Origin of the sequence: Serratia sp. CY84636, assembly GCF_052166245.1 — a bacterium.
In the GTDB taxonomy this organism is placed as follows: Bacteria; Pseudomonadota; Gammaproteobacteria; order Enterobacterales; family Enterobacteriaceae; genus Serratia; species Serratia nevei.
The window spans coordinates 194008-218561 of record NZ_JBJNOX010000004.1; the positions used below are offsets into that span (position 1 = coordinate 194008).

General features: G+C 62.4%; 22 protein-coding genes. 4 read left to right on the forward strand and 18 right to left on the reverse strand.

Annotation, left to right across the window (positions count from 1 at the left end; genetic code table 11):
• The first annotated feature begins 16 nt into the window (after positions 1–16).
• Entirely contained in the window at positions 17–649 is a 633-nt protein-coding gene (locus tag ACJ8QI_RS15195) for an NAD(P)H-binding protein (RefSeq protein WP_164134811.1), read from the forward strand.
• Here the strand turns inward: ACJ8QI_RS15195 and phnP are convergent.
• The 11 genes from phnP to phnF are packed head-to-tail and all read right to left on the reverse strand — an operon-like array spanning position 606 to position 8909.
• Complete coding sequence (gene phnP / locus ACJ8QI_RS15200) at positions 606–1388, reverse strand: phosphonate metabolism protein PhnP (RefSeq protein ID WP_442532758.1); 783 nt, start codon at positions 1386–1388, stop codon at positions 606–608. The genes ACJ8QI_RS15195 and phnP overlap by 44 nt on opposite strands.
• A 12-nt stretch (positions 1389–1400) precedes the next feature.
• Entirely contained in the window at positions 1401–2003 is a 603-nt protein-coding gene (locus ACJ8QI_RS15205) for a DapH/DapD/GlmU-related protein (RefSeq protein WP_225529150.1), read from the reverse strand.
• On the reverse strand, positions 2000–2569 hold the full coding sequence (gene phnN, locus ACJ8QI_RS15210; protein WP_043148232.1) for a ribose 1,5-bisphosphokinase: 570 nt from the start codon (positions 2567–2569) through the stop codon (positions 2000–2002). Before phnN ends, ACJ8QI_RS15205 begins: the two co-directional genes overlap by 4 nt.
• On the reverse strand, positions 2569–3705 hold the full coding sequence (gene phnM, locus ACJ8QI_RS15215) for an alpha-D-ribose 1-methylphosphonate 5-triphosphate diphosphatase (protein WP_015376433.1): 1137 nt from the start codon (positions 3703–3705) through the stop codon (positions 2569–2571). Before phnM ends, phnN begins: the two co-directional genes overlap by 1 nt.
• Positions 3705–4409, reverse strand: coding sequence for a phosphonate C-P lyase system protein PhnL (gene phnL / locus ACJ8QI_RS15220; protein ID WP_063991586.1), 705 nt, complete (start codon positions 4407–4409; stop codon positions 3705–3707). The genes phnM and phnL overlap by 1 nt, the downstream gene beginning before the upstream one ends.
• 16 nt (positions 4410–4425) lie before the next feature.
• Positions 4426–5214, reverse strand: a complete 789-nt coding sequence (phnK, locus tag ACJ8QI_RS15225) for a phosphonate C-P lyase system protein PhnK (protein WP_038879071.1) — start codon at positions 5212–5214, stop codon at positions 4426–4428.
• Positions 5214–6074: an alpha-D-ribose 1-methylphosphonate 5-phosphate C-P-lyase PhnJ gene (locus ACJ8QI_RS15230; RefSeq protein ID WP_016929301.1), complete on the reverse strand. Its 861-nt coding sequence runs from the start codon at positions 6072–6074 to the stop codon at positions 5214–5216. The genes phnK and ACJ8QI_RS15230 overlap by 1 nt, the downstream gene beginning before the upstream one ends.
• Positions 6067–7152, reverse strand: a complete 1086-nt coding sequence (locus ACJ8QI_RS15235; protein ID WP_442532759.1) for a carbon-phosphorus lyase complex subunit PhnI — start codon at positions 7150–7152, stop codon at positions 6067–6069. Before ACJ8QI_RS15235 ends, ACJ8QI_RS15230 begins: the two co-directional genes overlap by 8 nt.
• Complete coding sequence (phnH, locus tag ACJ8QI_RS15240; protein ID WP_442532760.1) at positions 7152–7733, reverse strand: phosphonate C-P lyase system protein PhnH; 582 nt, start codon at positions 7731–7733, stop codon at positions 7152–7154. The genes ACJ8QI_RS15235 and phnH overlap by 1 nt, the downstream gene beginning before the upstream one ends.
• A gap of 3 nt (positions 7734–7736) precedes the next feature.
• The gene (gene phnG / locus ACJ8QI_RS15245; RefSeq protein WP_019453314.1) at positions 7737–8180 is read right to left on the reverse strand and encodes a phosphonate C-P lyase system protein PhnG; all 444 of its coding nucleotides are present in this window, start codon (positions 8178–8180) and stop codon (positions 7737–7739) included.
• The gene (gene phnF, locus ACJ8QI_RS15250; protein ID WP_015376439.1) at positions 8181–8909 is read right to left on the reverse strand and encodes a phosphonate metabolism transcriptional regulator PhnF; all 729 of its coding nucleotides are present in this window, start codon (positions 8907–8909) and stop codon (positions 8181–8183) included.
• A gap of 227 nt (positions 8910–9136) precedes the next feature.
• Between phnF and ACJ8QI_RS15255 the strand changes: the two genes are divergently transcribed.
• On the forward strand, positions 9137–10192 hold the full coding sequence (locus tag ACJ8QI_RS15255; protein ID WP_442532761.1) for a permease: 1056 nt from the start codon (positions 9137–9139) through the stop codon (positions 10190–10192).
• 463 nt (positions 10193–10655) lie between these two features.
• Here the strand turns inward: ACJ8QI_RS15255 and ACJ8QI_RS15260 are convergent, their stop codons facing one another.
• The 4 genes from ACJ8QI_RS15260 to ACJ8QI_RS15275 form a co-directional block, all read right to left on the reverse strand.
• A complete protein-coding gene (locus ACJ8QI_RS15260) occupies positions 10656–12014 on the reverse strand; it encodes a hypothetical protein (RefSeq protein ID WP_226908220.1) in 1359 nt (452 codons plus the stop codon).
• 463 nt (positions 12015–12477) lie between these two features.
• On the reverse strand, positions 12478–12942 hold the full coding sequence (gene nrdG / locus ACJ8QI_RS15265; RefSeq protein WP_442532762.1) for an anaerobic ribonucleoside-triphosphate reductase-activating protein: 465 nt from the start codon (positions 12940–12942) through the stop codon (positions 12478–12480).
• 169 nt (positions 12943–13111) lie between these two features.
• On the reverse strand, positions 13112–15250 hold the full coding sequence (nrdD, locus tag ACJ8QI_RS15270) for an anaerobic ribonucleoside-triphosphate reductase (RefSeq protein WP_442532763.1): 2139 nt from the start codon (positions 15248–15250) through the stop codon (positions 13112–13114).
• A gap of 244 nt (positions 15251–15494) precedes the next feature.
• Entirely contained in the window at positions 15495–16409 is a 915-nt protein-coding gene (locus ACJ8QI_RS15275; RefSeq protein WP_060431034.1) for a LysR family transcriptional regulator, read from the reverse strand.
• A gap of 106 nt (positions 16410–16515) precedes the next feature.
• Here ACJ8QI_RS15275 and ACJ8QI_RS15280 point away from each other — a divergent pair, with 106 nt between their 5' ends.
• Complete coding sequence (locus tag ACJ8QI_RS15280; RefSeq protein ID WP_060427301.1) at positions 16516–17040, forward strand: NAD(P)H-dependent oxidoreductase; 525 nt, start codon at positions 16516–16518, stop codon at positions 17038–17040.
• A gap of 28 nt (positions 17041–17068) precedes the next feature.
• Here the strand turns inward: ACJ8QI_RS15280 and treC are convergent, their stop codons facing one another.
• From treC to treR, 3 genes are all read right to left on the reverse strand, one after another.
• Positions 17069–18733: an alpha,alpha-phosphotrehalase gene (treC, locus tag ACJ8QI_RS15285; protein ID WP_049232432.1), complete on the reverse strand. Its 1665-nt coding sequence runs from the start codon at positions 18731–18733 to the stop codon at positions 17069–17071.
• A gap of 67 nt (positions 18734–18800) precedes the next feature.
• Positions 18801–20216 carry a PTS trehalose transporter subunit IIBC gene (gene treB, locus ACJ8QI_RS15290; RefSeq protein ID WP_049198760.1) on the reverse strand — a complete coding sequence of 472 codons (1416 nt, stop codon included), beginning with the start codon at positions 20214–20216 and terminating at the stop codon, positions 18801–18803.
• Positions 20217–20353: 137 nt separating this feature from the next.
• Positions 20354–21301, reverse strand: coding sequence for a trehalose operon repressor TreR (treR, locus tag ACJ8QI_RS15295; RefSeq protein WP_442532764.1), 948 nt, complete (start codon positions 21299–21301; stop codon positions 20354–20356).
• Between the two features lie 423 nt (positions 21302–21724).
• Here treR and mgtA point away from each other — a divergent pair, with 423 nt between their 5' ends.
• A complete protein-coding gene (mgtA, locus tag ACJ8QI_RS15300; RefSeq protein WP_442532765.1) occupies positions 21725–24433 on the forward strand; it encodes a magnesium-translocating P-type ATPase in 2709 nt (902 codons plus the stop codon).
• Positions 24434–24554 lie beyond the last annotated feature (121 nt).

The following is a 24554-nucleotide window of genomic DNA, read 5'->3' on the forward strand; positions in this document are numbered from 1 at the left end:
TACAACGGGAGATTGCATGGCGCGAGCACTGTTAGTCGGCGCAACCGGGCTGGTGGGGCGCGAGTTGTTGCAGCTGTTGCAAAGCGATCCGCAGATAACGTCCATCGTGGCGCCGACGCGCACGCCGCTGCCGCCGCACGGCAAGCTGACCAACCCGGTCGGCGATGCGCTGTTCGAGCTGCTGAGTAGCCTGCAGCAGCCGGTCGATCTGGTGTTCTGCTGCCTGGGCACCACCCGCCGGGCGGCGGGCAGCGCCGATGCCTTCCGCTACGTCGATTATCAACTGGTGGTGGAGAGCGCGCTGACCGGCCGCCGCTTGGGGGCGCAGCACTGTCTGGTGGTGAGCGCGCTGGGCGCCAACGCGGATTCCACCTTCCTGTATAACCGCACCAAAGGCGAGATGGAGCAGGCGCTGCGCGAACAGCACTGGCCGCGCCTGACGCTGGTGCGGCCTTCCATGCTGGTGGGGGATCGCCCCGCGCCGCGCCTGATGGAGCGCCTCACGCTGCCGCTGTTCAGGCTGCTGCCCGGCAAATGGCGCGCCGTCTCCGCCAAAGACGTGGCGCAAACGCTGCTGCAGCAGGCGTTCACGCCGGGCGAAGGGGTCAGGGTGCTGGAGTCGGATCGGCTGCACTGCTACCGAGGTTGACGCTGAGGTGATCGAACGCCAGCTCCAGCCCGGCGGGCAGTTCGTTGTCCAGCAGCCACCGATCGAGATGATGGCTGATGTGCGTCAGCAGCGTGCGTTTGGGCTGCAGCAACCGCTGCGTCTCCTGCGCGCGGGTCAGATCGTTGTGGTTGCGCGGCGCCTGCGGCTGCGGCGGCAGGCTGCAATCGAGCACCAGCAGATCCAGCGCCACGTTTTGCAGATAGTCTGCGGTGGCCGGCGGCAGGCCGACGGTGTCGGTCAGGTAGGCCAGCGCAGCGCCCGCCGCCTGGATCAGATAGCCGTGGGTCAGTTTGGAGTGTTGCAGCGGCAGCGGGGTGATGCGAATGCCGCCCAGCTCGACGGTGGCAAAGGGCGCCAGCGGCGGCTGAAACACCAGAATGCCGGGGTGTTTGAACAGGTCGTCGCAGCCCTGTTCATCCGGCGGGCCATACACCGGAATGGAATTTCCGCACCCCCAACGCAAAGGAAATAACCCCTGAACGTGATCCATGTGGTAATGTGTCAGTAAAAAACGTTGAATTTGCCCCGCCGAAAATCGCCGCTCCAAAGCCGGCAATCCCGCATCCAATAAGGTCGTTTCCCCCTGATAGTTAAGCATGGCGCTGCACGCTCGCCGCCGAAATGCCGGCTCGCGCCGCGCCCGTTGGCAGATAGGGCAGTCGCAGCCGAACACCGGCACCTGCTGCGCGCCGCCGGTGCCGAGAAAGGTCAGTTGCATCGCTCCCCTCCGTTAAAGGTACTTCTGGGCAAAGCGGTTGATGTCGCGAAAATCTGCCAGCCGCGCCTGCAGCGTGGCGTGATCCCAGTGCCACCACTGGCTGCGTTCGATGCGTTCTATCAGCGCGTCGTCAAAGCGCATGCCGATCTTCTTGGCCGCCACGCCGGCGACGATGCTGTAAGACTCCACGTCCTTGGTGACCACCGCCGCGCTGCCGATCACCGCGCCGTTGCCGACGCTGACGCCCGGCATCAGAATGGCGTTATGGCCGATCCACACGTCGTGGCCGACGGTGACGTGGTGCTCGCGCCGCCAGTCGAAGAACGCCGCGTCGTCTTCCCCCAGCCCGTATTCAGAGGCGCGGTAGGTAAAGTGGTGCTGCGCGATGCGCTGGTAGGTCGGGTGGTTGCCGGGATTGATGCGCGCATAGGAGGCGATGGAGACGAACTTGCCGATGGTGGCGTAAAAGATCTGGTTGTGCCCGGCGGTGTAGGAGTAGTCCCCCATCTCCACCTCTTCCAGGATCGCATCGTCGGCCAGATGCACATACTGGCCGAGCCGGGTGCGGTTAAGGGTCACGTTGTCGCCGATTTTCGGCTGGGCAAAGTCGTTCATGGCGTCGCGTCCTGAGCTTGTCGGGTGGCGGTAGGCAGCAGCGCCAGCAGCGCCGCCAGGGTGTCGTCGAGTGGGCCATCGTTGTGCAGCACCCGGCAGCCGGCGGGCAGACTCTGCTGATATTCCGCCGCCCGCGCCAGCCGCTGCTCGATCTGTTCGGCGCTTTCTCGCCCGCGATCCTGCAGGCGCCGGCGCAGAATCCCGGCGCTGACCTGCAGGCACACCGGCAGCAGCTGCGCACCATAGCGCTGCTGCGCCTGCGGCAGGTGGGCGCGCGAACCGTTGACCGCCACGTCGATCCCCTGCAGCAGCCAAAGATCCACCTCGATCCCGAACGCGTAGCGCTGCTGGTGGGCCTGCCAGTCGAGCGCGAACAGCCCCTTGGCGCGGCGGCGCAGAAATTCCGGTTCGCTCAGCGCGATGTGATTCTCGCAGCCGGCGTCCGCCGGCCGGGTGATGTAACGGTGTGCCACCAGCGGCGCGCGGTCGGCGTCGGCCCGCAGCGCGGCCAGCAGGCTGTCCTTGCCTGCGCCGGAAGGCCCCATCAGATAGATGAGCCGCGCCATCAGAACACCTGCCTGCCCTGGCGCCACACGTTCTGCACGTAAACGTGCTCGCCGTGCGGCCGTGCCAGCACCAGATCCGCCCGCAGTCCTTCGGCGAGGGTGCCGCGATCCTGCAGATCCAGCGCCCGCGCCGGGTTGCGGGTGATCATGCGCACCGCCTGGGGCAGGTCGTAGGCGTTGCGCTCGTCCGCCGCGAGGCGAAACGCCGCGTCCAGCAGGCTGGCCGGGTAATAATCGGAAGAGAGAATATCCAGCACCCCCAGCGCCGCCAGGTGGTGCGCCGCCACGTTGCCGGAGTGAGAACCGCCGCGCACGATGTTCGGCGCGCCCATCAGCACCTGCAGGCCCTGCTGGTGCGAGGCGCGGGCGGCCGCCTCGGTGGTGGGGAACTCGGCAATGGCGCTGCCCAGCGCGCAGGACTCGGCCACGTGCGCGGCGGTGGCGTCGTCATGGCTGGCCAGCGAGATGCGGCGCGCGCGGCAGTGGGCGGCGATCGCCTCGCGGTTCGGCGCGGCCCAGCGGGCGGACAGGGCGACCTGCTGCTCCTCGTACTCGCTCATCTGCTGGTCGTTGAGGTGATATTTGCCCTGATAGTATTCGCGGTATTTTTCGCGCGAGGCGAACTGGCGCTGGCCCGGCGAATGGTCCATCAGCGACACCAGCGACACGCCCGGCTTGTCCATCAGCTGTTCGAACAGCGGCAGCGTGCTCTCGTGCGGCAGCTCGCAGCGCAGGTGCAGCCGGTGCTCGGCGCGGTTCACCCCGGCGCGCTGGCTGTGGATCACCGCGTCGATCATCTTCTGCAGGTTTTCCAGCCGGTGGCCGCCGTCGCGCACGTCGCCGATCGCCACCGCGTCCAGTACCGTGGTGATGCCGTTGGCCACCATCAGCGCGTCGTGGCTGCTCATCGCCGAATGGGCCGGCCAGTCAACGTTCGGGCGCGGGGTAAAGAACTTGTCCAGGTTGTCGGTATGCAGTTCGATCAGCCCCGGCAGCAGCCAGCCGCCGTCGCCGTCCAGCGCCTGCGGCAGCCGGCTCGGGCCGTCGGCGAAGCTGCGGATCACGCCGTCCTGCATCTCCAGCGAGCCTTGCACCACCTGGTCATCCAGCACCAGCTTAACGTTATTGACGATCATCAGAGGGCCTCCAGCGCCTGCGGCGCCTGCATGTCATAAAGCCGGTCGGCGACCTGTTGGCGGACGCCTTCATCGTGAAAAATGCCGACGATCGCCGCGCCGCGCGCCTTGGCGCGTTCGATAAGCTGCACCACCGCCGCGCTGTTGCGGCTGTCGAGCGAGGCGGTCGGTTCGTCCAGCAACAGAATGGGGTAATCGACGATAAAGCCGCGCGCGATGTTCACCCGCTGCTGCTCGCCGCCGGAGAAGGTGGACGGCGCCAGCGGCCACAGGCGCTGCGGCACGTTGAGCGCCGTGAGCAGCGCTTCGGCGCGTTCACGGCACTCGGCGCGCTCGACGCCCTGTTCCAGCAGCGGCTGCATCACCACCTCCAGCGCGCTGATGCGCGGGATCACCCGCAGGAACTGGCTGACCCAGCCCAGCGTATGGCGGCGCACCGCCAGAATCTGACGCGCATCGGCGCTGACCATGTCCAGCCAGTCGCCCTGGTGGTTGATCCAGATATGGCCGCTGTCCGGCAGGTAGTTGGCGTACAGCGAGCGCAGCAGGGTGGATTTGCCGCTGCCGGAGTGGCCGTGCAGTACCACGCATTCGCCGCCGTGGACCGTCAGGTTGGCGTCGTGCAGCACCGGCAGGCGGGTGCCGTACTGCTGGTGCAGCACAAAGGTTTTACTGAGATGTTCAACTCGGATTTGCATAGTCATCTGTTATCGCCTTGGGTTACGACAGCACCGAAGAAACCAGCAGCTGGGTATAAGGATGGTGCGGATCGTCCAGCACCCGGTCGGTCAGGCCGCTCTCCACCACTTCGCCCTGTTTCATCACCAGCAGGCGGTGGGCCAGCAGCCGCGCCACGCCGAGATCGTGGGTGACGATCACCGCCGCCAGCTGCATTTCCACCACCAGGTTGCGCAGCAGATCGAGCAGGCGCGCCTGCACCGACACGTCCAGCCCGCCGGTCGGCTCATCCATAAACACCAGCTTGGGGTGGGTGACCAGATTGCGGGCGATCTGCAGCCGCTGCTGCATGCCGCCGGAGAAGGTGGTCGGCAGATCGTCGAGGCGCGACAGCGGGATTTCGACGTCTTCCAGCCACTGGCCGGCCTGACGGCGAATGTCGCCATAGTGGCGCTGGCCGATGGCCATCAGCCGCTCGCCGATGTTGCCGCCGGCAGAGACCTGCGGCCGCAGCCCGTCGAGCGGGTGCTGGTGCACCACACCCCAGTCGGTGCGCAGCAGGCGGCGGCGATCGCTCTCCGCCATGGCGTACAGATCCTGTTCCTGGCCCGCCTGCGGGCGGTAAAGGATCTGCCCGCGCTGCGGCGCCAGCCGCGCCGAGATCGACTTCAGCAGCGTGGTTTTACCGGAGCCGGATTCGCCGACGATGCCCAGCACTTCGCCGGGGTAGATGTCGAACGACACATCGCTGAAACCCTTGCCGGGGGCGTACAGGTGGGTGAGCCGGTTCACCGACAGCAGCGGGGTGGTGCTCAAAGGGGTGGAAGTCATCAGTGCTGCGCCTCTTGCGAAGATTGCGCCAGCTGCTGCCGGCAGTAGTCGGTGTCCGAACAGACGAACATGCGGTTGCCCCGATCGTCGAGCACCACCTCGTCCAGGTAGCTGTGGCGCGAGCCGCACAGCGCACAGGGTTCGTCCCACTGCTGCACGCTGAACGGATGGTCGTCGAAGTCCAGGCTCTCCACCTTGGTGAACGGCGGCAGGGCGTAGATGCGTTTCTCGCGCCCGGCGCCGAACAGCTGCAGCGCCGGCATCATGTGCATTTTCGGGTTGTCGAATTTCGGGATCGGCGAAGGATCCATCACGTAGCGATCGTTGACCTTCACCGGGTAGGCGTAGGTGGTGGCGATATGGCCGTAGCGCGCGATGTCTTCATACAGCTTCACCTGCATCACGCCGTACTCCTCCAGCGCGTGCATCTTGCGGGTCTCGGTTTCGCGCGGTTCGATAAAGCGCAGCGGCTCCGGGATCGGCACCTGATAGATCAGGATCTGGTCTTCGCGCAGCGCGGTTTCCGGAATGCGGTGACGGGTTTGGATCAGCGTGGCCTCCGGCGTGCGTTCGGTGGTGGCCACCCCGGCGACGCGCTGGAAGAAGCGGCGGATCGACACCGCGTTGGTGGTGTCGTCGGCGCCCTGGTCGATCACCTTCAGCACGTCGGCGCGGCCGATAACGCTGGCGGTGAGCTGAATGCCGCCGGTGCCCCAGCCGTAGGGCATCGGCATCTCGCGGCCGCCGAACGGCACCTGATAGCCGGGGATTGCCACCGCCTTCAGGATGGCGCGGCGGATCATGCGCTTGGTCTGCTCGTCCAGATAACCGAGGTTATAGCCGGTCAATACTTCACTCATCGCGGGCCTCCTGACGCTCGCTGTATTCCTGTCGCAGCCGCTTGAGCAGCTCCAGTTCGGCCTGGAAGTCGACGTAGTGCGGCAGCTTGAGATGGGAGACGAAGCCGGCGGCCTCGACGTTGTCGGCGTGGGCCAGCACGAACTCTTCGTCCTGCGCCGGGCCGGCGACGCCTTCGCCGTAGTCGGGGCTTTGCAATGCGCGATCTACCAGCGCCATCGCCATCGCCTTGCGTTCGGCGCGGCCGAACACCAGCCCGTAACCGCGGGTGAAGTGCGGCGGGTGGTCCTTTGGATCGACGAAGCCGTTGACCATTTCGCACTCGGTCAGCAGGATTTCGCCGATGTCGATGGCGAAACCGAGCTCTTCAGGCACGATCTCCACCGAAACGTGGCCGGTGCGGATCTCGCCGGCGAACGGGTGGTTGCGGCCGTAGCCGCGCTGGGTGGCGTAGCCGAGCGCCAGCAGAAAACCTTCGTCGCCGCGCACCAGCTGCTGCAGGCGCGCCGAGCGCGAGCAGGGGTAAACCGGCGGGTTGCGGGTGATGTCGTCCGGCGTGCTGCCGTCGTCCTGTTCCTCCCGCGCCAGCTGCTGGCGACACAATAGATCGAACACGTGGCTGCAGTTGTCCGGCAGCGGTTCGTCGGCCTGCGGCGCACGCGGCGCCTCGCCTTCCGCCAGCAGCGCGAAGTCCAGCAGCCGGTGGGTGTAGTCGTAGGTCGGCCCCAGCACCTGCCCGCCGGGCAAATCCTTGTAAACCGCCGAGATGCGCCGCTCCAGCCGCATGTTTTCGCTGGCCAGCGGCTCGCTGACCGCCAGGCGCGGCAGGGTGGTGCGATAGGCGCGCAGCAGGAAGATCGCCTCCACCAGATCGCCGCTGGCCTGTTTGATGGCCAGCGCCGCCAGCTCGCGATCGTAGATGCCGCCTTCGGTCATCACCCGATCCACCGCCAGCCCCAGTTGCTGTTCGATGTGTTCCGCGCCGAGCGCCGGCAGCGCCTCGTCGCCGCGCCGCAGCTGTTCCTGCAGCTGATGGGCGGCCTCAATGGCTTTTTCGCCCCCTTTTACCGCTACGTACATCAGCACACCTCCACGCGGGTGGTCCGCGGGATCGCCAGCAGGCGATCGCCGCAGGTCAGTAAAATATCCAGCCCCAGCGGGAAGCGCTGCGGGCGGTTGACCAGGTAATCCAGCAGCGCCGGCGGCAGGCGCGGTGCTATCAGGCGTTGGCTCTCGATGCCGGGGCCGGTCAGGCGCAGCGCGGCGCCGTTCTCCAGCTCGGCGAGCTGCACCACCACCGTGGCGCCGCATTCCGGCGAGATTTCGCTGCCGTGCGGCAACGCCTGCAGATCGACGGCCTGAACGTGCTCATCGAACAGGGCAAAGCAGACCTCCTGAGCCGTGGCGGCCAGCGGCGCGCCGCTGTGAAAACGAATGTTGGTTAGCACTTGCTCACTATTTAACTCTGGGCACAGTTGCAGCGGCGTTTCCTGATCGGCCAGCGTCAGCAGGGCGGCGGTGCTGGCGGCGTTCAGCGGCGCCCAGGCCGGGCCGTTCGGCAGCGTCACCCGGTGGCCCGGTTCGCTCAAGGCTTTAAGAATCAAACGGAAAGCGTGCTGCGATTGGTCTATCGGTTGTTCAAAACCGGTCAATAAACTCATGGCTTAATCCCCTCGCACCAGCGTAAAGAAGTCCACCCGGCTGGCGGCGATCGCCCGGGCGCGCAGCTGGCGCTGTTCGTGCTGCAGCGCGGCCAGCGGCGCGATCAGCTGTTGTTGCAGGCGTTCGCCGTGTTCCGGCTGTTGCAGCAGCGCATCGGCCAGCGCGCACAGCTCGGCGTGCGCCTTGTCGCGCCCGGCGATATAGCTGTAGCCGTAGCCGCCGTTGTCCAGCTGCACCACCGCGCGGGTGACGGTCATGTCCCCCAGCACGAAGCGGCGGCCGGTGGCGCCCATGCGCCCCTGCAGCTGGGCCAGGCCGATCTCCGGCGCGCGGATGCTGCGGTAACCCGGGCTGAGGTTCAGCGCCTGCCAGTGGCTGCGCAGCTGCTCGGGCCGGCTGTGCGCCAGCACCGACATCCAGCGTTGTCTCGACTCTAAGGCTTGCATTCAGTGCTCCATCGTCAGTTCAATCATGTCGGCGCGGGCCAGGCTGACGGAGTATTCCGCCACGTCTTCGCCGCCGCTGCGGACGTTAAGGGTGCGCACGCACAGCAGCGGCGCGTGGGTGGCGATCTCCAGCAGCCGGCTCTCTTTGGCCTGCGCGCGGCGCGCGCTGATGCGCGTCTGGCGGCGGGTCAGCGGCTGCTGCAGGTGCTGCTCGATAAACTGGTGCAGAGAACCGCTGTGGAACTGCTGCAGCGCCGGCCACCAGTCCAGATCGGGCAGATAGTGGTCGATGACGCTCATCGGTACGCCGTTGACCCGGCGCAGAGTGCGCAGGTGGATCACCATTTCGCCTTCCTCACGCGAGAGCGCGCTGGCAACATGCCCATTGCACGGGCGCAAGACGGCGAGTAAGCGCTCACTGGTGGGATGGCTGCCCTGCTCGAACAGATTCTGGCTGAAGCGGGTGTTGGCGTGCAGCGGGTAGTCGTAAGGCCGCATCAGCACCAGAATGCCGACGCCGTGGCGGCGCTGCAGCCAGCCGCGTTCCACCAGTTGATCCACCGCGCGGCGCAGGGTGTGGCGATTGACCTGATAACGCTCGGCCAGCTGCTGTTCCGAAGGCAGGTAGTCGCCGCAGCGGTACTGCGTGCGCAGCTCTTGTTCCAGCTGTGCGGCGATCTGCTGATAGCGGGTGGGGTAAGTGGTCGGATGTCTAGATAACTCCATCATAATAAAAACCTCGTTATACCGATGGCTGTGCGATGAAGGCGGAAGCGGTGCGTTTCATCGGGCGTCTACCCTGTGGTTTTCAAGTTGGCATCATGGTGACGGGCGCAGATGACAATCGCGTTACGCCTCGGTGGCGAACAGATGAACTATTTAGGACAGCCCAGGCGTGCACGGGCGGCGGCGGCGCGCTATGCTGGCGCCACTGTTGACTGACTCTGGCCGCTACCATGCCGCAACCTCTGAACGCCCCTGAACACGCCCCACGCGCCTGGCCGCTGTGGAAACCGATCCTGTTTCTGCTGGTGGTGGCCGTCGGCCTCTACTACGTCAAATGGCAGCCTTACTACGGCAAGGCGTTCGTGGCGGCGGACAGCCACTCGATCGGCAAATCGATCCTGGCCGACGGCGCCGCGAGCCCCTGGCTGGCGGCCTGGCAGTACGCGCTGGTCTACTTCACCGCGGTGTGGAAGGCGGCGCTGCTCGGGGTGCTATTAGGTTCGCTGGTGCAGGTGCTGATCCCGCGCGATTGGCTGGCGCGCACGCTCGGCCACCGGCGTTTTTCCGGCACCGTGCTGGGGGCGCTGATCGCGCTGCCGGGCATGATGTGCACCTGCTGCGCCGCGCCGGTCGCCGCCGGCATGCGCCGCCAGTCGGTGTCCAGCGGTGCCGCGCTGGCCTTTTGGCTCGCCAACCCGGTATTGAACCCGGCGACGCTGGTGTTCATGGGGTTTGTGCTCGGTTGGCCGTTCGCCGCCATCCGCCTGGTGGCGGGTGTAGTGATGGTGCTGGGCATCGCCTGGCTGGTGCAGCGCGTGACCGCCAACGATCCGCAGCCCGCCGCGCCGCACCCGCCGGTGCTGACGGCGCAGAACGACGAGCAGCCGTTCCTCGCCCGCTGGGGCAAAGCGCTGTGGGCGCTGTTTTGGTCGACCATCCCGATCTACGTGCTGGCGGTACTGGCGCTGGGGGCGGCGCGCGTCTGGCTGTTCCCGCACGCCGACGGCGCCGTCGACAATAGCCTGCTGTGGATCATCGGCCTGGCGATCGTCGGCTGCCTGTTCGTTATCCCCACCGCGGCGGAAATCCCGATCGTGCAGACCATGATGCTGGCGGGCATGGGCGCAGGCCCGGCGCTGGCGCTGCTGATGACCCTACCGGCGGTCAGCCTGCCTTCGCTGCTGATGCTCAACAAGGCCTTCTCCGCCCGGGCGCTGTGCCTGACGGCGGCGCTGGTGGCGCTGTGCGGCGCACTGACTGGCGTAGTGGGGATGGGGTTGGTGTAACTTACCGCTGTTGCTGAGTGGCCCGATGCTGTCTCAAGGAGGAGATGGAAATGGAACAGCGGAATAAACCTGAAATGGACTTAGAGGTGATGTTGCTGGAGCAGGCGCTGCGTGAAGGGGGGATGCCGACCTTGAACGCTTAAGAAACGGCACCGCGGTTTATCTCAGCCATTCGGAGGTAGAAAAACGAATGGCTATATTTAATTAAAGTGAGAATCCGGGAGCGTTATCGGTGAGGGTGGGAGGGGGATTCGTTCAGGGCTGGGCTGGTAGTTTCTACGAATAGAACTGCCAGGCGGCTTTGAGCGAAAAGCGGACATTCAGGTCGTGAATTAAAAACTTGTTTATTAGGAAGGTTAATCTGATCAACCTACATAGACATAGATGGTGAAGTTGATCAAAAGCAGGATATCATAATGCCTATACTGCGTTAATTCTTGACAAGCATATAATTTTTCACTAATTAAACTTTCAATGAGGATACCAGAGAGTCTTTCCTTATAGCATGATCTTTTCGCAATAACACAAGTTCAAGCACTGCATAGGGTTCAAGAGACTTTTTTATAATGCTCTCTTCATCGATAAGCTCATCAAAGGAGGAAGGCCTCTTTAAGGATTTAAATTCTTTTAATATAGTTTGATATTGCTCTGATAAACCATAATGCTGCGCTATTTCTATGAATAAATCCCGATAATATATTGGTTTTTTAATCGGGTATGAATCGACGATTTCGGCAAGGGTACTTAAAACAAGAATGTGAAACATCTGAAAAGGCCATAGTTGTTCATGTTTTCGATTCATTTTCAGGTGCCGTGGAAAAGAGGGGGCTTTCTTGTCTAATACTGGTGTAAAAAGATGTCTCTTAATCATCCATTTTTTCCAAAGCGAATAGTTTTTCTTGAAGAATGTGTCGTGTCCGTTTGAGTATTCTGAGGCTAAAGTTTCAACCTTTTCTTTTATATGACGCAATTTGTCGATGTTAATTAATTCTAGTATATATTGGCTCCTTCTTTTATGAATGCTTGCCTCTACAGAAGGATGTTTCAACCACAAGCAATTAATGACGTTAGACTCATCGTCAAAGTAGTTACATATTGCGTATTTATCAGTAAGAGGCAGCAATTCAGGAATACAGCTTGAGTATGAATAAGCAACTCTGATCGTTCTGCCTCCCGTAACTATATCGAGAATGACACATTCATCAGACTCAAACGTCAGCGAGACTTTTTGACATATAACAGTGCGAGCAGTAAATACCTCTCGATTTATGTTATGCGTCTCACCATTGTGTTCGAGTTCTATGTCTTGGCGTATGCAGGGGAGATACAGCGTTTTATCTTTCATAGAACGCTTAACGAGTTCGTGTACTTTAGATTCTCTTTCAGCTTTGGCTCGCTGCTTTTCTTGTTCAACCTTTTCCAAGTGCTTGAGCTTCTTTTTCTCCAGAGCTGAGTGGTAGATCCATTTGTAGTCTACGTTGTTAACTTTTAGTAGAGCGACCCATTCGTCAATGCTCCTGTTTTCATTCGGTGGAAAACGGTACTCAATCGAATCAATCTGGTGGTCGATGTAATATTGTCTCTTCTCTTCTTCACATTCATGGGTAACCCAGACTTCGATTGCTACATCACCAACGCCTGTTTCTAAGTACACATCTGCCCAGTATTTTCCGATCTTGTACTCAAGGGTTGATTTACTAATGTCTGTGGAAAATTCAGGAACAAAGATGTCAGTATCATCTAAAGACAACGAATTTTGGGGGAGGGTAAACTTGGATATCGATAAGAAGTGTTGCTGCATCCCGATGTGCAACTGTGTCATTTGACAGTCTCGGCTTTCTTCTTTAGTTGTATGCGAGAAATGGTGTCTGACTACCCTACCGTTGTTCTTTGCTACCAGAGCGTCTCCACAGTTCTTACAGATGCATTCACAGCGTTTTCCGTTAGGAACGGAATCAACGTGAACAATCTTGTTTGTATTTTTATGGAGGGCATACTCAAATAGCATTTATTCTTTTAGCATCCTTGTTCAGATATGACGCTGATTGGTCTTCATTTGACCTATTCTTGATTAGAAGACCACTTTTCCAACTGTTCGGACCATTCTTGCATCATTGCCTTCCTTTCATCAAGGTAATGTAAACACCCCGTATAACCGTGCCATGCGATTTTAGATATCTTGACTGAATGTGTCGTAATGTTCGCAACATCCGCTCCTGGCACAAACCCGCCCGTCAGATTGGCTCTATGCCGTAATTGTGCCAGATCAAGTCTGTGCTGCCAGCTCATCGCAACCTATGCACCACCTGGTTACTGCTGCCGCGCCAGATCAGCGCCGGGTCTTTCAAATCCTGCACGAACTTGCCGTCGATCAACACGTTGATCCTGTCCACCACCTGCATTTGCTGTGCGTTCAGCTCCGCCAGCCGGTAGCCGGTCCACAGCCAGATATCCTTGCCGGGGCACTCGGCGCGCACCCGTTTCACCAACTGCAAGATGCTCGGCACGTTGGCCGGGTGCAGCGGATCGCCGCCGGAGAGCGACAGCCCCTGGCGCGGCACGCGCGTATCGTTCAGATCGGCGATGATGCGGTCTTCCAGCGCCGGGGTAAACGGCTGGCCGGAGTTGAGCCGCCAGGTGCTCTTGTTGTAGCAGCCGGGGCACTGGTGCACGCAGCCGGCGACAAACAGCGTGCAGCGGGTGCCGGGGCCGTTGACGACGTCGATCGGGTAGTACTGGTGATAATTCATGTGAGGCCTGCCCATCAGGCTATTTTACTGGCCATTTTGCCTCCGGGCAGTGCTGCCACTCCTCACGTACTGCGTGTACGCTCCGGTTGGTGTGCGCTGGCCGAAGGCAAACTGGCTGCGACAATCACGCCTGATGAACAGGCTTCTGCATAGGCTGCGCGGCGCTTTTTCAGCCGAGCTGCCCATTACCGAGGTGTTTCACCCGGCGTTTCACCTCTTCCTGCTTGCCGGCGTTGAACGGCCGGGCATCGGGGCTGCCGAGATAGCCGCACACCCGGCGGGTGACCGAGACCTTGGCCGAGTCGTGGTTGCCGCATTTCGGGCAGGTGAAGCCTTTGCTGGTGCAGGAGAATTCACCGGTGAAGCCGCACTCGTAGCACTCGTCGATCGGCGTGTTGGTGCCGTAGTAAGGCACCCGGCTGTAGCTGTAGTCCCACACGTCTTCCAGCGCCTTCAGGTTGTGCTGCAGGTTCGGGTACTCGCCGTAGCAGATGAAGCCGCCGCTGGCCAACGGCGGGTAGGGCGCTTCGAAGTCCAGCTTGTCGTACGGATTGACCTTCTTCTCCACGTCAAGGTGGAAGCTATTGGTGTAATAGCCCTTGTCGGTGACGCCCGGCACCACGCCGAAATCGGCGGTGTCCAGCCGGCAGAAGCGATCGCACAGGTTCTCGCTCGGCGTGCTGTAGAGGCTGAAGCCGTAGCCGGTCTCGTCTTTCCAGGCGTCGACGGCGGCGCGCAGACGCGCGACGATCGCCACCGCTTTGGCGCGCAGCGCCTCGTCGTCATACACGTGGTTTTCGCCGCCAAACAGCGCATTGATGGTCTCGTGCAGGCCGATATAGCCCAGCGAAATCGAGGCGCGGCCGTTCTTGAAGATATCGGCGATGTTGTCGTCGGCCTTGAGCCGCACGCCGCAGGCGCCTTCCATGTACAAGATTGGTGCCACCCGCGCCTTGATGCCTTCCAGCCGGGCGATGCGCGTCATCAGGGCCTTTTTCGCCAGCTGCAGGCGCTGATCCAGCAGCGCCCAGAAGCGCGACTCATCGCGCATCGCCTCCAGCGCGATGCGCGGCAGGTTGAGGCTGATGACGCCGATGTTGTTGCGGCCGTCGTGCACCAGTTCGCCGTCCTGCTCGTAGGTGCCGAGGAAGCTGCGGCAGCCCATCGGCGTTTTGAACGAGCCGGTGACCTTCACTACCTGATCGTAGTTGAGGATGTCCGGGTACATGCGCTTGCTGGCGCACTCCAGCGCCAGTTGTTTGATGTCGTAGTTCGGATCGCCGTACTGGTGGTTGAGGCCGTCGCGGATGGCGAACACCAGTTTGGGGAACACGGCGGTCTTGCGGTTTTTGCCCAGCCCGGCGATGCGGTTTTTCAGGATCGAGCGCTGGATCAGGCGCGACTCCCAGCTGGTGCCGAGACCGAAGCCGAAGGTGACGAACGGCGTCTGGCCGTTGGCGGTGTGCAGGGTGTTGACCTCGTACTCCAGCGACTGGAAGGCGTCGTAACACTCTTTCTCGGTGCGCGCCATGGCATAGCCTTTGGCGTCCGGGATCTGCCATTCTTCCGCCACCTGCAGGTGTTTGCGGAAGCTCTCGTCGACGAACGGCGCCAGGATTTCATCGATGCGGTTGATGGTGGTGCCGCCATAGATATGGCTGGCGACCTGGGCGATGATCTGCGCGGTCACGGCGGTGGCGGTGGAGATCGACTTCGGCGGCTCGATTTCGGCGTTGCCCATCTTGAAGCCGTTGGTCAGCATGCCTTTCAGATCGATCAGCATGCAGTTGAACATCGGGAAGAACGGCGAGTAGTCGAGATCGTGATAGTGAATTTCGCCGCGTTCATGGGCCAGCACCACGTCGCGTGGCAGGATGTGCTGCTTGGCGTAGTGTTTGGCGACGATGCCCGCCAGCAGGTCGCGCTGGGTGGGGATCACCTTGCTGTCCTTGTTGGCGTTCTCGTTCAGCAGCGCGCGGTTGCTCTGCTCGACCAGGCCGCGAATCTCCTGGTTCAGGCGGCCGCGCAGCTCGCGCGCCACGTCGCGATCGTGGCGGTATTCGATATAGGCGCGCGCCAGCTGTTTGTACTCGCCGGCCATCAGCTGGTTTTCCACCGCCTGCTGGATCTCGTGGATATCGACGCGCGGCTGCTGCTCCATGCGCTGAGCGACCACGCGGGCGACGGTGGCGCAGTAGTCGGCGTCGACCACGCCCACCGCCAGCGCGGCGCGCTCGATGGCCTGCGCGATGCGCGCTTCGTCAAAATGTACCTGGCAACCGTCCCGCTTAATCACTACTGGTTTCACGTTGTACTCCTTGTTCCCCGAGGGAGCGTTCATACCCGCCTGGCGTGGCGAGCAACCGTCAAATTTCGCTTATCCACAGGGCAAAGCCGCAGCGCGCAAGGGCTGTGGCGGCGTGTGGATGATTTTGTGGATAACTACTATATATAGGTGTTCACAATTCTTAATGCACTATATATAGATATTGACGAGATTCTTTTGATATAGAACAAGGAAAACGGAAGAGCGTGCGCAAGCTGAACAGTCGTCAATCGCTCACTGGCCGATCGCGAAAATGTTCCAGCAGAAAGTCGACCCAGACGCGCACCCGCGGCGGCAGATCCGCCGAGGCGTAATAGAGCCACAGCTGCACCGGGCGCGGCCAGCACTCCGCCAGCACCGGCCGCAGCGTGCCCTGCTCAAAGTGCTTTTCGAGGTACCAGCGCGCCAGGTTGACGATGCCCAGCCCGGCCAGCGCCGCATCCAGCAACATTTCCGGGCGGCTCACCACCAATCGGCCGTTCAGATCCAGCGCCAGCGTTTCGCCCTGATGGCGCAGCTGCCATTTGACGTGGCGGCCGTTGCTGGGGTTGCGGTGCAGCAGGCAGTCGTGCCGCAGCAGGTCGTGCGGCGTTTGCGGTTCACCGCGCCGCGCCAGATAGTCGGGCGACGCCGCCAGCGCCATATGCATCGGGTAGAGCGGGCGCGCCACCAGCCGGCTGTCGGGATCGACCCGGCTGCCGATGCCGACGTCGAAGCCTTCGCCCACCAGATTCACCACCCGGGCGTCCAGCGACAGATCGAGATCGATCTGCGGGTAGCGCGCCAGAAATTGCGGGATCAACGGCATCAGCATCTGGCGGCCGAAGCCGGGGATCATCGTGACGCGCACCACCCCGGCCGGCGCCTGCCGCTCGCCGCCGGCGCTTTCCAGCGTCGCCGCCAACGCCTGCCACAGCGGCGCCACCTGCGCCAGCAGCGCTTTGCCTTCGTCGGTCAGCAGCACGTTATGGGTGTTGCGCTGAAACAGCCGCAGCGCCAGCTTCTCTTCCAGCGCGCGGATATTTTTGCTGACCGCCGCCGGCGTGACGCCCAGCTGGCGGGCGGCGGCGGAGAAATTTTGCGCCTGCGCGGCGGCGAGGAAGGCCGGCAGCAGGCGGTGCACGTCAAAGGGCAGCGACATAGTGGTTGATACTTTCGGTTGAAATTGAAGTGACCTTGAACAGCCTACACCCGAAGCGGCAGAAATGGAAAAATGCCTCATCTTCTTTACGTTCAAGGAATCCTTTATGTCACGCATTTTAGTGTTAACCGCCCACCGTACCCCCGACGAGTCGCGCATCAACCAGGCGCTGATCGAGGCCGTGCGCCCGCTGCCTAACGTGACCGTGCACGAGCTGATCCGCGCTTACCCGGATTACCGCATCGACGTGGCGCGCGAACAGGCACTGCTGGAAAGCCACGATGCGGTGGTGATGATGTTCCCGTTTTTCTGGTACAGCTCGCCGGCGATCCTGCGCGAATGGCAGGACGCGGTATTAACTTATGGTTTCGCCTACGGCAGCGAAGGCACCAAACTGCACGGCAAGCCGCTGCAGCTGGTGGTGAGCACCGGCGGCAACGCGCAGGCCTACACGCCGGCAGGCTACAACCGCTATCCGGTGCAGGATCTGCTGCTGCCGTTCCACGCGCTGGCTAACCTGACCGGCATGGATTATCTGCCGCCGCATCTGGTGCAGGGCGTGAGCGACATGAGCGATGAGCAGTTGGCGCAAGCGGCCGCCGGGGTGGTGGCGCTGATGGGGACATTGTAGGGCGCAGCGCTCGCCGCGCCCTGCGGGGTCAGTCTTCGAGCAGCCACCACACCGCTTCGAACGGCCGCAGCGTCAGCGCCTGCGGCTGATCCGCCGAGTCGCTGTAGTTGCTCATCAGCGGGCGCCATTGCGCGGAGGCTTCCACGCCTTCCGCCGCCCAGGCCAGCGGTTCGCGGCTCAGGTTGGCTACCACCAGCAGGCGCTGGCCGTTCCAGCTGCGCTGATAGCACCACAGCGCCGGGTGATCCGGCGCCAGATCCTGATAGTCGCCGTGGGTTAGCAGCGGATACTGCTTGCGCAGGATGATCAGCTGGCGGTAGGCGTAAAACACCGAGTCGAGATCGGCCAGCGCCGCGTCGGCGTTGATCTGCGGGTAGTTCTCGGCGCAGCCGATCCACGGCGTGCCGGTGGTGAAACCGGCGTGCGGCGCGGCGCTCCACTGCATCGGTGTGCGGCCGTTGTCGCGCGATTTGTCCGCCAGGATCGCCAGCAGTTCGGCGTCGCCGCGGCCCTGGGCGCTCAGCTCGGCGTACATGTTCAGGCTTTCCACGTCGCGGTACTGCTCGATGGCGCGGAAGCCGGGGTTGGTCATGCCGATCTCTTCACCCTGGTAGATATAAGGCGTGCCCTGCATGCCGTGCAGCACCATCGCCAGCATTTTGGCGGCCGGCACCCGCAGTGCGCCTTCATCGCCGAAGCGCGACACGATGCGCGGCTGATCGTGGTTACACCAGAACAGTGCGTTCCAGGCGCGGTTATGCATCCCTTGCTGCCAGTGGCGGAAGATCTGCTTTAACTCCACGTAATCCGGCGCCGCCCGCGTCCATTTTTCGCCGCCGGCGTAGTCTACCTTCAGGTGGTGGAAGTTGAAGGTCATCGACAGCTCTTCGCCGCTCTGCGCCGCGTACTGCTGGCAATGCTCAAGCGTGGTGGAAGACATCTCGCCCACCGTCATCAGGCCGCGTGGCTGGAACACGTCACGGCTCATTTCCTGCAGGAACTCGTGAATGCGCGGGCCGTCGGTGTAGAAGCGGCGGCCGTCGCCCTGGCTGTCGGACGGGAAGTCCTGCTGTTTGGACACCAGGTTGATCACGTCGAGGCGCAGGCCGTCGACGCCTTTGTCCGCCCAGAACTGACACACTTTCTTCAGCTCTTCGCGCACCGGCGGGTGTTCCCAGTTGAGATCCGCCTGCTCGGCGGCGAACAGGTGCAGGTAGTACTGGCCACTGTCGGCGTGCCACTGCCAGGCGTTGCCGCCGAACTTGGAGCGCCAGTTGTTCGGCGGCGTATCCCCCTCGCCGTCGCGCCAGACGTAGAACTGACGATACGGGCTGTGGCGATCCTGCGCGGCCTTGAACCACGGATGCTCGGTCGAGGTGTGGTTGAACACCATGTCCATCACGATGCGGATGCCGCGCCGGTGGGCGGCGGCGATCAGCTGCTCGAAGTCCGCCATGGTGCCGTAAGCCGGATCGATGGCGCAGTAGTCCGCCACGTCATAGCCGTTGTCCACCTGGGGTGAGACGTAGACCGGCGTCAGCCAGATGGCGTCGACGCCCAGCTCCTGCAGATAGTCCAGCCGCCGGGTCACGCCGGCCAAATCGCCGTAGCCGTTGCCGGTGCTGTCTTGAAAACTCTTCGGATAAATTTGGTAGATGACGCCGTTCTGCCACCAGGGGGTTGGGTTGCTCATAGATCAATACCTTTGAATCGTGACAACGGGCCTGCGCAAGCAGGCCCCTACATTCATCTTGCGTCAATTAAACCGGCAGCTCGCCGCGGGCGGCCTTGCGTTTGTAGACCATGATGGTCAGCACCAGCGGGATGACGATCGCCACCAGAATCGCCAGCGAGTAAATCAGCCAGAACTGCGGCTTGATAGACAGGATGCCCGGCAGGCCGCCGACGCCGATGCCGTTGGCCATTACGCCGTCCAGGCCGCAGATAAGGCCCGCGATGGCGGAGCCGATCATCGCGCACAGCATCGGGAAGCGGTATTTGAGGTTGATGCCGTACATCGCCGGTTCGGTCACGCCGAGGTAGGCGGAGATCGCGGCCGGCACAGATATTTCACGCTCGTTGGCCTTGCGGCTGATGATGATGATGCCGAGCACCGCCGAGGCCTGCGCGATGTTGGACAGCGCAATCAGCGGCCATACCGGGGTGCCGCCCATGCTCTGGATCATCTGCATGTCGATGGCCAGCGTGGTCTGGTGCACGCCGGTGATCACCAGCGGTGCATACAGGAAGCCGAACAGCGCGGCGCCCACCGGGGCGAAGCTGCCGGTCATCACCGCTTTCACCGCCCAGGCGACGCCGTCGCCGATCATGCGGCCGAACGGCCCGATCAGCGCGTGCGCCAGGAACACCGCCAGCAGCAGCGAAACCACCGGCACCACCACCAGATAGAGATAGTCGGGGACGATCTTTTTCAGCCGGGTTTCGATCCAGCCCAGCGCCATGCCTGCCAGGATCGACGGGATCACCTGCGCCTGATAGCCGACTTTCTGGATCACGAACCAGCCGAAGTTCCACACTTCCGGCGTTTGCTGGCCGAGCAGGTAGGAGTTCATCAGCTGCGGCGACACCAGGGTGACGCCCAGCACGATGCCGAGCACCGGCGTGCCGCCCATCTTTTTCACCGTCGACCAGCAGATGGCCACCGGCAGGAACATGAAGATCGCTTCACCCAGCAGCCACAGGAAGTCGTAAACGGTTTTCCACGCCGGGTGCATCTGCGCCAGCGTTTGGCCGTCGGACATCGGGATGTCGCCGATCACGTTGCGGAAGCCGAGGATCAGACCGCCGCTGATCAGCGCCGGCAGCAGCGGGAAGAAGATCTCGGCGAAGTGAGAGATGGTGCGCTCGGTCCAGGTCATGTTCTGGCGCGCGGCGACCTTGGCCTGTTCCTTGTCGGCCTCGTTGACGCCGGTGCTGGCGATCAGCGCCTGATAGTAGTCGCCGACGTCGGTGCCGATCACCACCTGGAACTGCCCGGCGTTGGTGAAGCAACCTTTGACCATCGGCAGCTCTTCGATTTCTTTGGGGCTGGCCTTGCTGGGGTCATTGAGGACGAAACGCAGCCGGGTAATGCAATGGCTGACGGTGGCGATGTTCTCGCGGCCGCCGACCAAAACAATCAGGCGATCAATATCCTGCTGTTTTACTTTGCTCATTATGGGATACCTGCAGAGGTGTTGACTGAGTAATGATCAAAGCTTAGCCACTCGGCTTTTTGAATGAAATGGGAACGTTCCCGGTTTGGGGCGAGGATCACAAAATGACAAAAAATGGTCAACTTCTAAGCAGATCGTCAGGAAAGTTTGCTGGGCACCACCAGGCGGCGGATCCCCTGTTCGCCGCTGAGCTGCGCCAGCAGCTGCTGCGCCGCCAGCAGGCCGGCGCTGCCGTAGCCGAACTCGACCGACAGGGTATCGGGGAACAGGAAGCTGAGCAGCGGGGTGTTGCCGATGGCGCACACCTGAATGGCGTGCGCCGACTGCTGCTGCAGATATTTAATCGCCCCCAGGGCGATGCTGTCGGAGGCGCAGATCAGCGCGCTGGTGTGCGAGTCGATCACTTCGGCGGCGTGCTGGAAACCGCTCTGGTAGCTCAGCTCGCCCAGCGTGGCGCGCGGCGTGAGCTTGAGGCGTTCACAGGCGTCGAGGTAGGCCTGATAGCGGCGCTGGCCGGTGGTGGCATCGCTGAGCTGCACCCCCAGATAGCCGATATGCCGGTGCCCTTGCCGGTGCAGGCGATCCATCAGCAGGTTCACCGCGCCGGCGTCGTCGTAGCAGACGGACGAGAAGCCGTCGTATTCACGCACCATCACCACCATTTTTTCCTGCCACGGTTTGAGCATCGCCGCGGTCAGGCCGGTGAAGCCGAACAGGATCACCCCGTCGACGTTGCGCTGGCGCAGCACGTGCAGGTGCTCCTGCACCAGGCGGGTTTCGAACTGGCTCTCCATCACGATCGGGTCGAAGCCTTGCTGATACAGCAACGGCAGCATGGTGCGCACCGCCTGGTTTTCCGACGGCGAATCGAGACGGGAAACGATGATGCCCACCACCTTGTCGCTCTGGCCGCGCATGGCGCGCGCCGACTTGGAGGGGGTAAACCCCTGCTGACGGATCACCGCTTCCACCCGTTCGCGGGTTTGCGGGCTCACGCTGCCTTCATTGTTCAGCACGCGTGAGACGGTGGATTTGCCTACGCCGCTCAGGCGTGCGATGTCCTTGATGGTCAGCCGGTTTTGCATGGTTTACTTGTCGTTTAGGTTGTAAGGCGTAAATTGACGGCCAATAATGAATGCCCGTCAGCATAGCTCATTTTCCGACGCGGATCTTGATGCAAAACGGGATTGTGACATTGCGATGAACGGCCGCTCCTGCCGCTCTGTTTTTCCCTTTACCGGAGGTTATACCCCATATGGACCCCGACCCGACTGCTTTAGACACTCACTCGGTTCTCCGGTAAAACCTCTCCGCCTGGCGCTGCTGTTTTACCGGTGAAGTACATCACGGTAACCGGTGGCGCGCGCTTCGTCGTTCGCTCCTGCTGCTGAAAAAAAGAATAAGGATCTGCATTGGCAGAGGCTTTTTGGCGTGCCCGCCATCCGCCCGGCCGATGACGATCCCCGTTTACCCGCTGCCGTGAGGCACCGGGCGACGAGGTGCGAACCATGAAACTGAAAAAACTCCCCCGTCAGCTGCTGAGCCTGTTCGCCCGCGGCCTTCCGCGCCGTTTGGTGCGCCGCGACAGCCTGCTGGACAGCGTCGGCGGCGCTGCGCGCGATATGCCGGCCGGCCTGGCGCAGCAGCGGCTGGAATGCGCCGCCGCAGAGACGATGCAGCTGTTTGAGCGCTTCCACAGCCACCCGGAAGGCATCACCGCCCATGAGGCGGAACAGGTGCGCCAGCGCTGCGGCGAGAACGTCATCGACGATCAGCAGAAAGAGGCCTGGTGGCAGCACCTCTGGCACTGTTACCGCAACCCGTTCAACCTGCTGCTGACCGCGCTCGGCATGATTTCTTATGCCACCGAGGATCTGACCGGCGCCTTGGTGATCGCACTGATGGTGCTGATCTCCACGCTGCTGAACTTCATCCAGGAGGCGCGCTCCAACCGGGCGGCCGACGCGCTGAAGGCCATGGTGAGCAACACCGCCACGGTGATCCGCAGCGATGCGCTCACCGGCAAGAGCGAACACGTGGAGCTGCCGATCGCGCAGCTGGTGCCGGGCGATATCATCAAGCTGGCGGCCGGCGACATGATCCCGGCGGATCTGCGCGTGCTGTCGGCCAAGGATCTGTTCATCAGCCAGGCGGCGCTGACCGGTGAATCGCTGCCGGTGGAGAAATCCGCGGCGCCGCAGGCGTTGGCGGCCGATCCGCTCGACTGCCAGAACCTGTGCTTCATGGGCACCAACGTGGTCAGCGGCACCGCGCTGGCGATGGTGATCGGCACCGGCGGCAACACCTATTTTGGCCAGCTGGCGCAGCGCGTCACCAGCCAGGATGAACAGCCGAACGCCTTCCAGAGCGGTATCAGCAAGGTCAGCTGGCTGCTGATCCGCTTTATGCTGGTAATGACGCCGATCGTGCTGCTGATCAACGGCTACACCAAGGGCGACTGGTGGGAAGCGGCGCTGTTCGCGCTGTCGGTGGCGGTCGGGCTGACGCCGGAAATGCTGCCGATGATCGTCACCTCGACGCTGGCTAAAGGGGCGGTGAAACTGTCGCGCCAGAAGGTGATCGTCAAACGCCTGGACGCCATCCAAAACTTCGGCGCCATGGATATTCTGTGCACCGACAAGACCGGCACCCTGACCCAGGACAAGATCGTGCTGGAGCGCCACACCGACGTGTTCGGCGCCAGCAGCGAGCGGGTGCTGCGCTACGCCTGGCTGAACAGCTTCTACCAGACCGGGTTGAAAAACCTGCTCGACGTGGCGGTGCTGAGCTGCGCGGAGCAAAATCAGCAGCCGGAAGCGCTGCAACACTATCGCAAGGTGGATGAGATCCCGTTCGACTTTGTGCGCCGCCGCATGTCGGTGGTGGTGGCGAAAGACAACGAGTATCACGAGCTGGTGTGCAAGGGCGCGCTGGAAGAGATGCTGGCGATTTGCAGCCACGTGCGCCACGAAGACGAGGTGATCCCGCTCAGCGAGGCGCTGCTGACGCGCATTCGCCGCATCACCGACGATCTCAACCAGCAGGGGCTGCGGGTGGTGGCGGTGGCCAACAAGATCCTGCCGGCACAAACCCATGAATACGGCGTGGCGGACGAGTCGGATCTGATCCTCGAAGGCTACGTCGCCTTCCTCGATCCGCCGAAGGAGAGCACCGCGCCGGCGCTGGCGGCGCTGAAACAGAACGGCGTCACGGTGAAGATCCTCACCGGCGACAACGAGCTGGTGGCCGCCAAAGTGTGCCGGGACGTCGGGCTGGCGGCCGAGCACCTGCTGCGGGGCAGCGAGATCGAGCAGATGGACGACGAGCAGCTGGCGCAGGCGGCGGCGCGCACCACGGTGTTCGCCAAGCTGACGCCGCTGCACAAAGAGCGCATCGTCAAACTGCTGCGCCGTCAGGGGCATGTGGTGGGCTTTATGGGCGACGGCATCAACGACGCGCCGGCGCTGCGCGCGGCCGATATCGGCATCTCCGTCGATTCGGCGGTGGACATCGCCAAGGAAGCGGCGGACATCATCCTGCTGGAAAAAAGCCTGATGGTGCTGGAGCAGGGGGTGATCGAAGGGCGCCGTACCTTCGCCAACATGCTGAAATACATCAAGATGACCGCCAGCTCCAACTTCGGTAACGTGTTCAGCGTGCTGATCGCCAGCGCCTTCCTGCCGTTCCTGCCGATGCTGCCGCTGCACCTGTTGATTCAGAACCTGATGTACGACATCTCGCAGATCGCCATCCCGTTCGATAACGTCGACGACGATCAGATCACCCAGCCGCAGCGCTGGAACTCCGCCGATCTGGGGCGGTTTATGGTGTTCTTTGGGCCGATCAGCTCGATCTTCGACGTGCTGACCTTCTGCCTGATGTGGTGGGTGTTCAAGGCCAATACGCCGGAAATGCAGACGCTGTTCCAGTCCGGCTGGTTCGTGGAAGGGCTGTTGTCGCAAACGCTGATCGTGCACATGATCCGCACGCGCAAAATTCCGTTTATCCAGAGCCGCCCATCCTGGCCGCTGTGCATCATGACGCTGGCGGTGATCGCCACCGGCATCGGCCTGGTGTTCTCGCCGCTGGCAGGCTTCCTGCAGCTGCAGGCGCTGCCGCTCGGCTACTTCCCGTGGCTGGTGCTGATCCTCGCCGGTTATATGGTGCTGACCCAGTGCGTGAAAGGCTGGTTCGTGCGCCGCTACGGCTGGCAATAACCCGTTCGCCCCCTCCGGCCGGGAGGGGGCAACTGTGATCCCGTCCGCTTTTTCACCGCAACGGTTGGACATCTGTTCTGTGCTGCGTCTTTATCTACAGCGTTGGCTGTTTTCCCCTGCG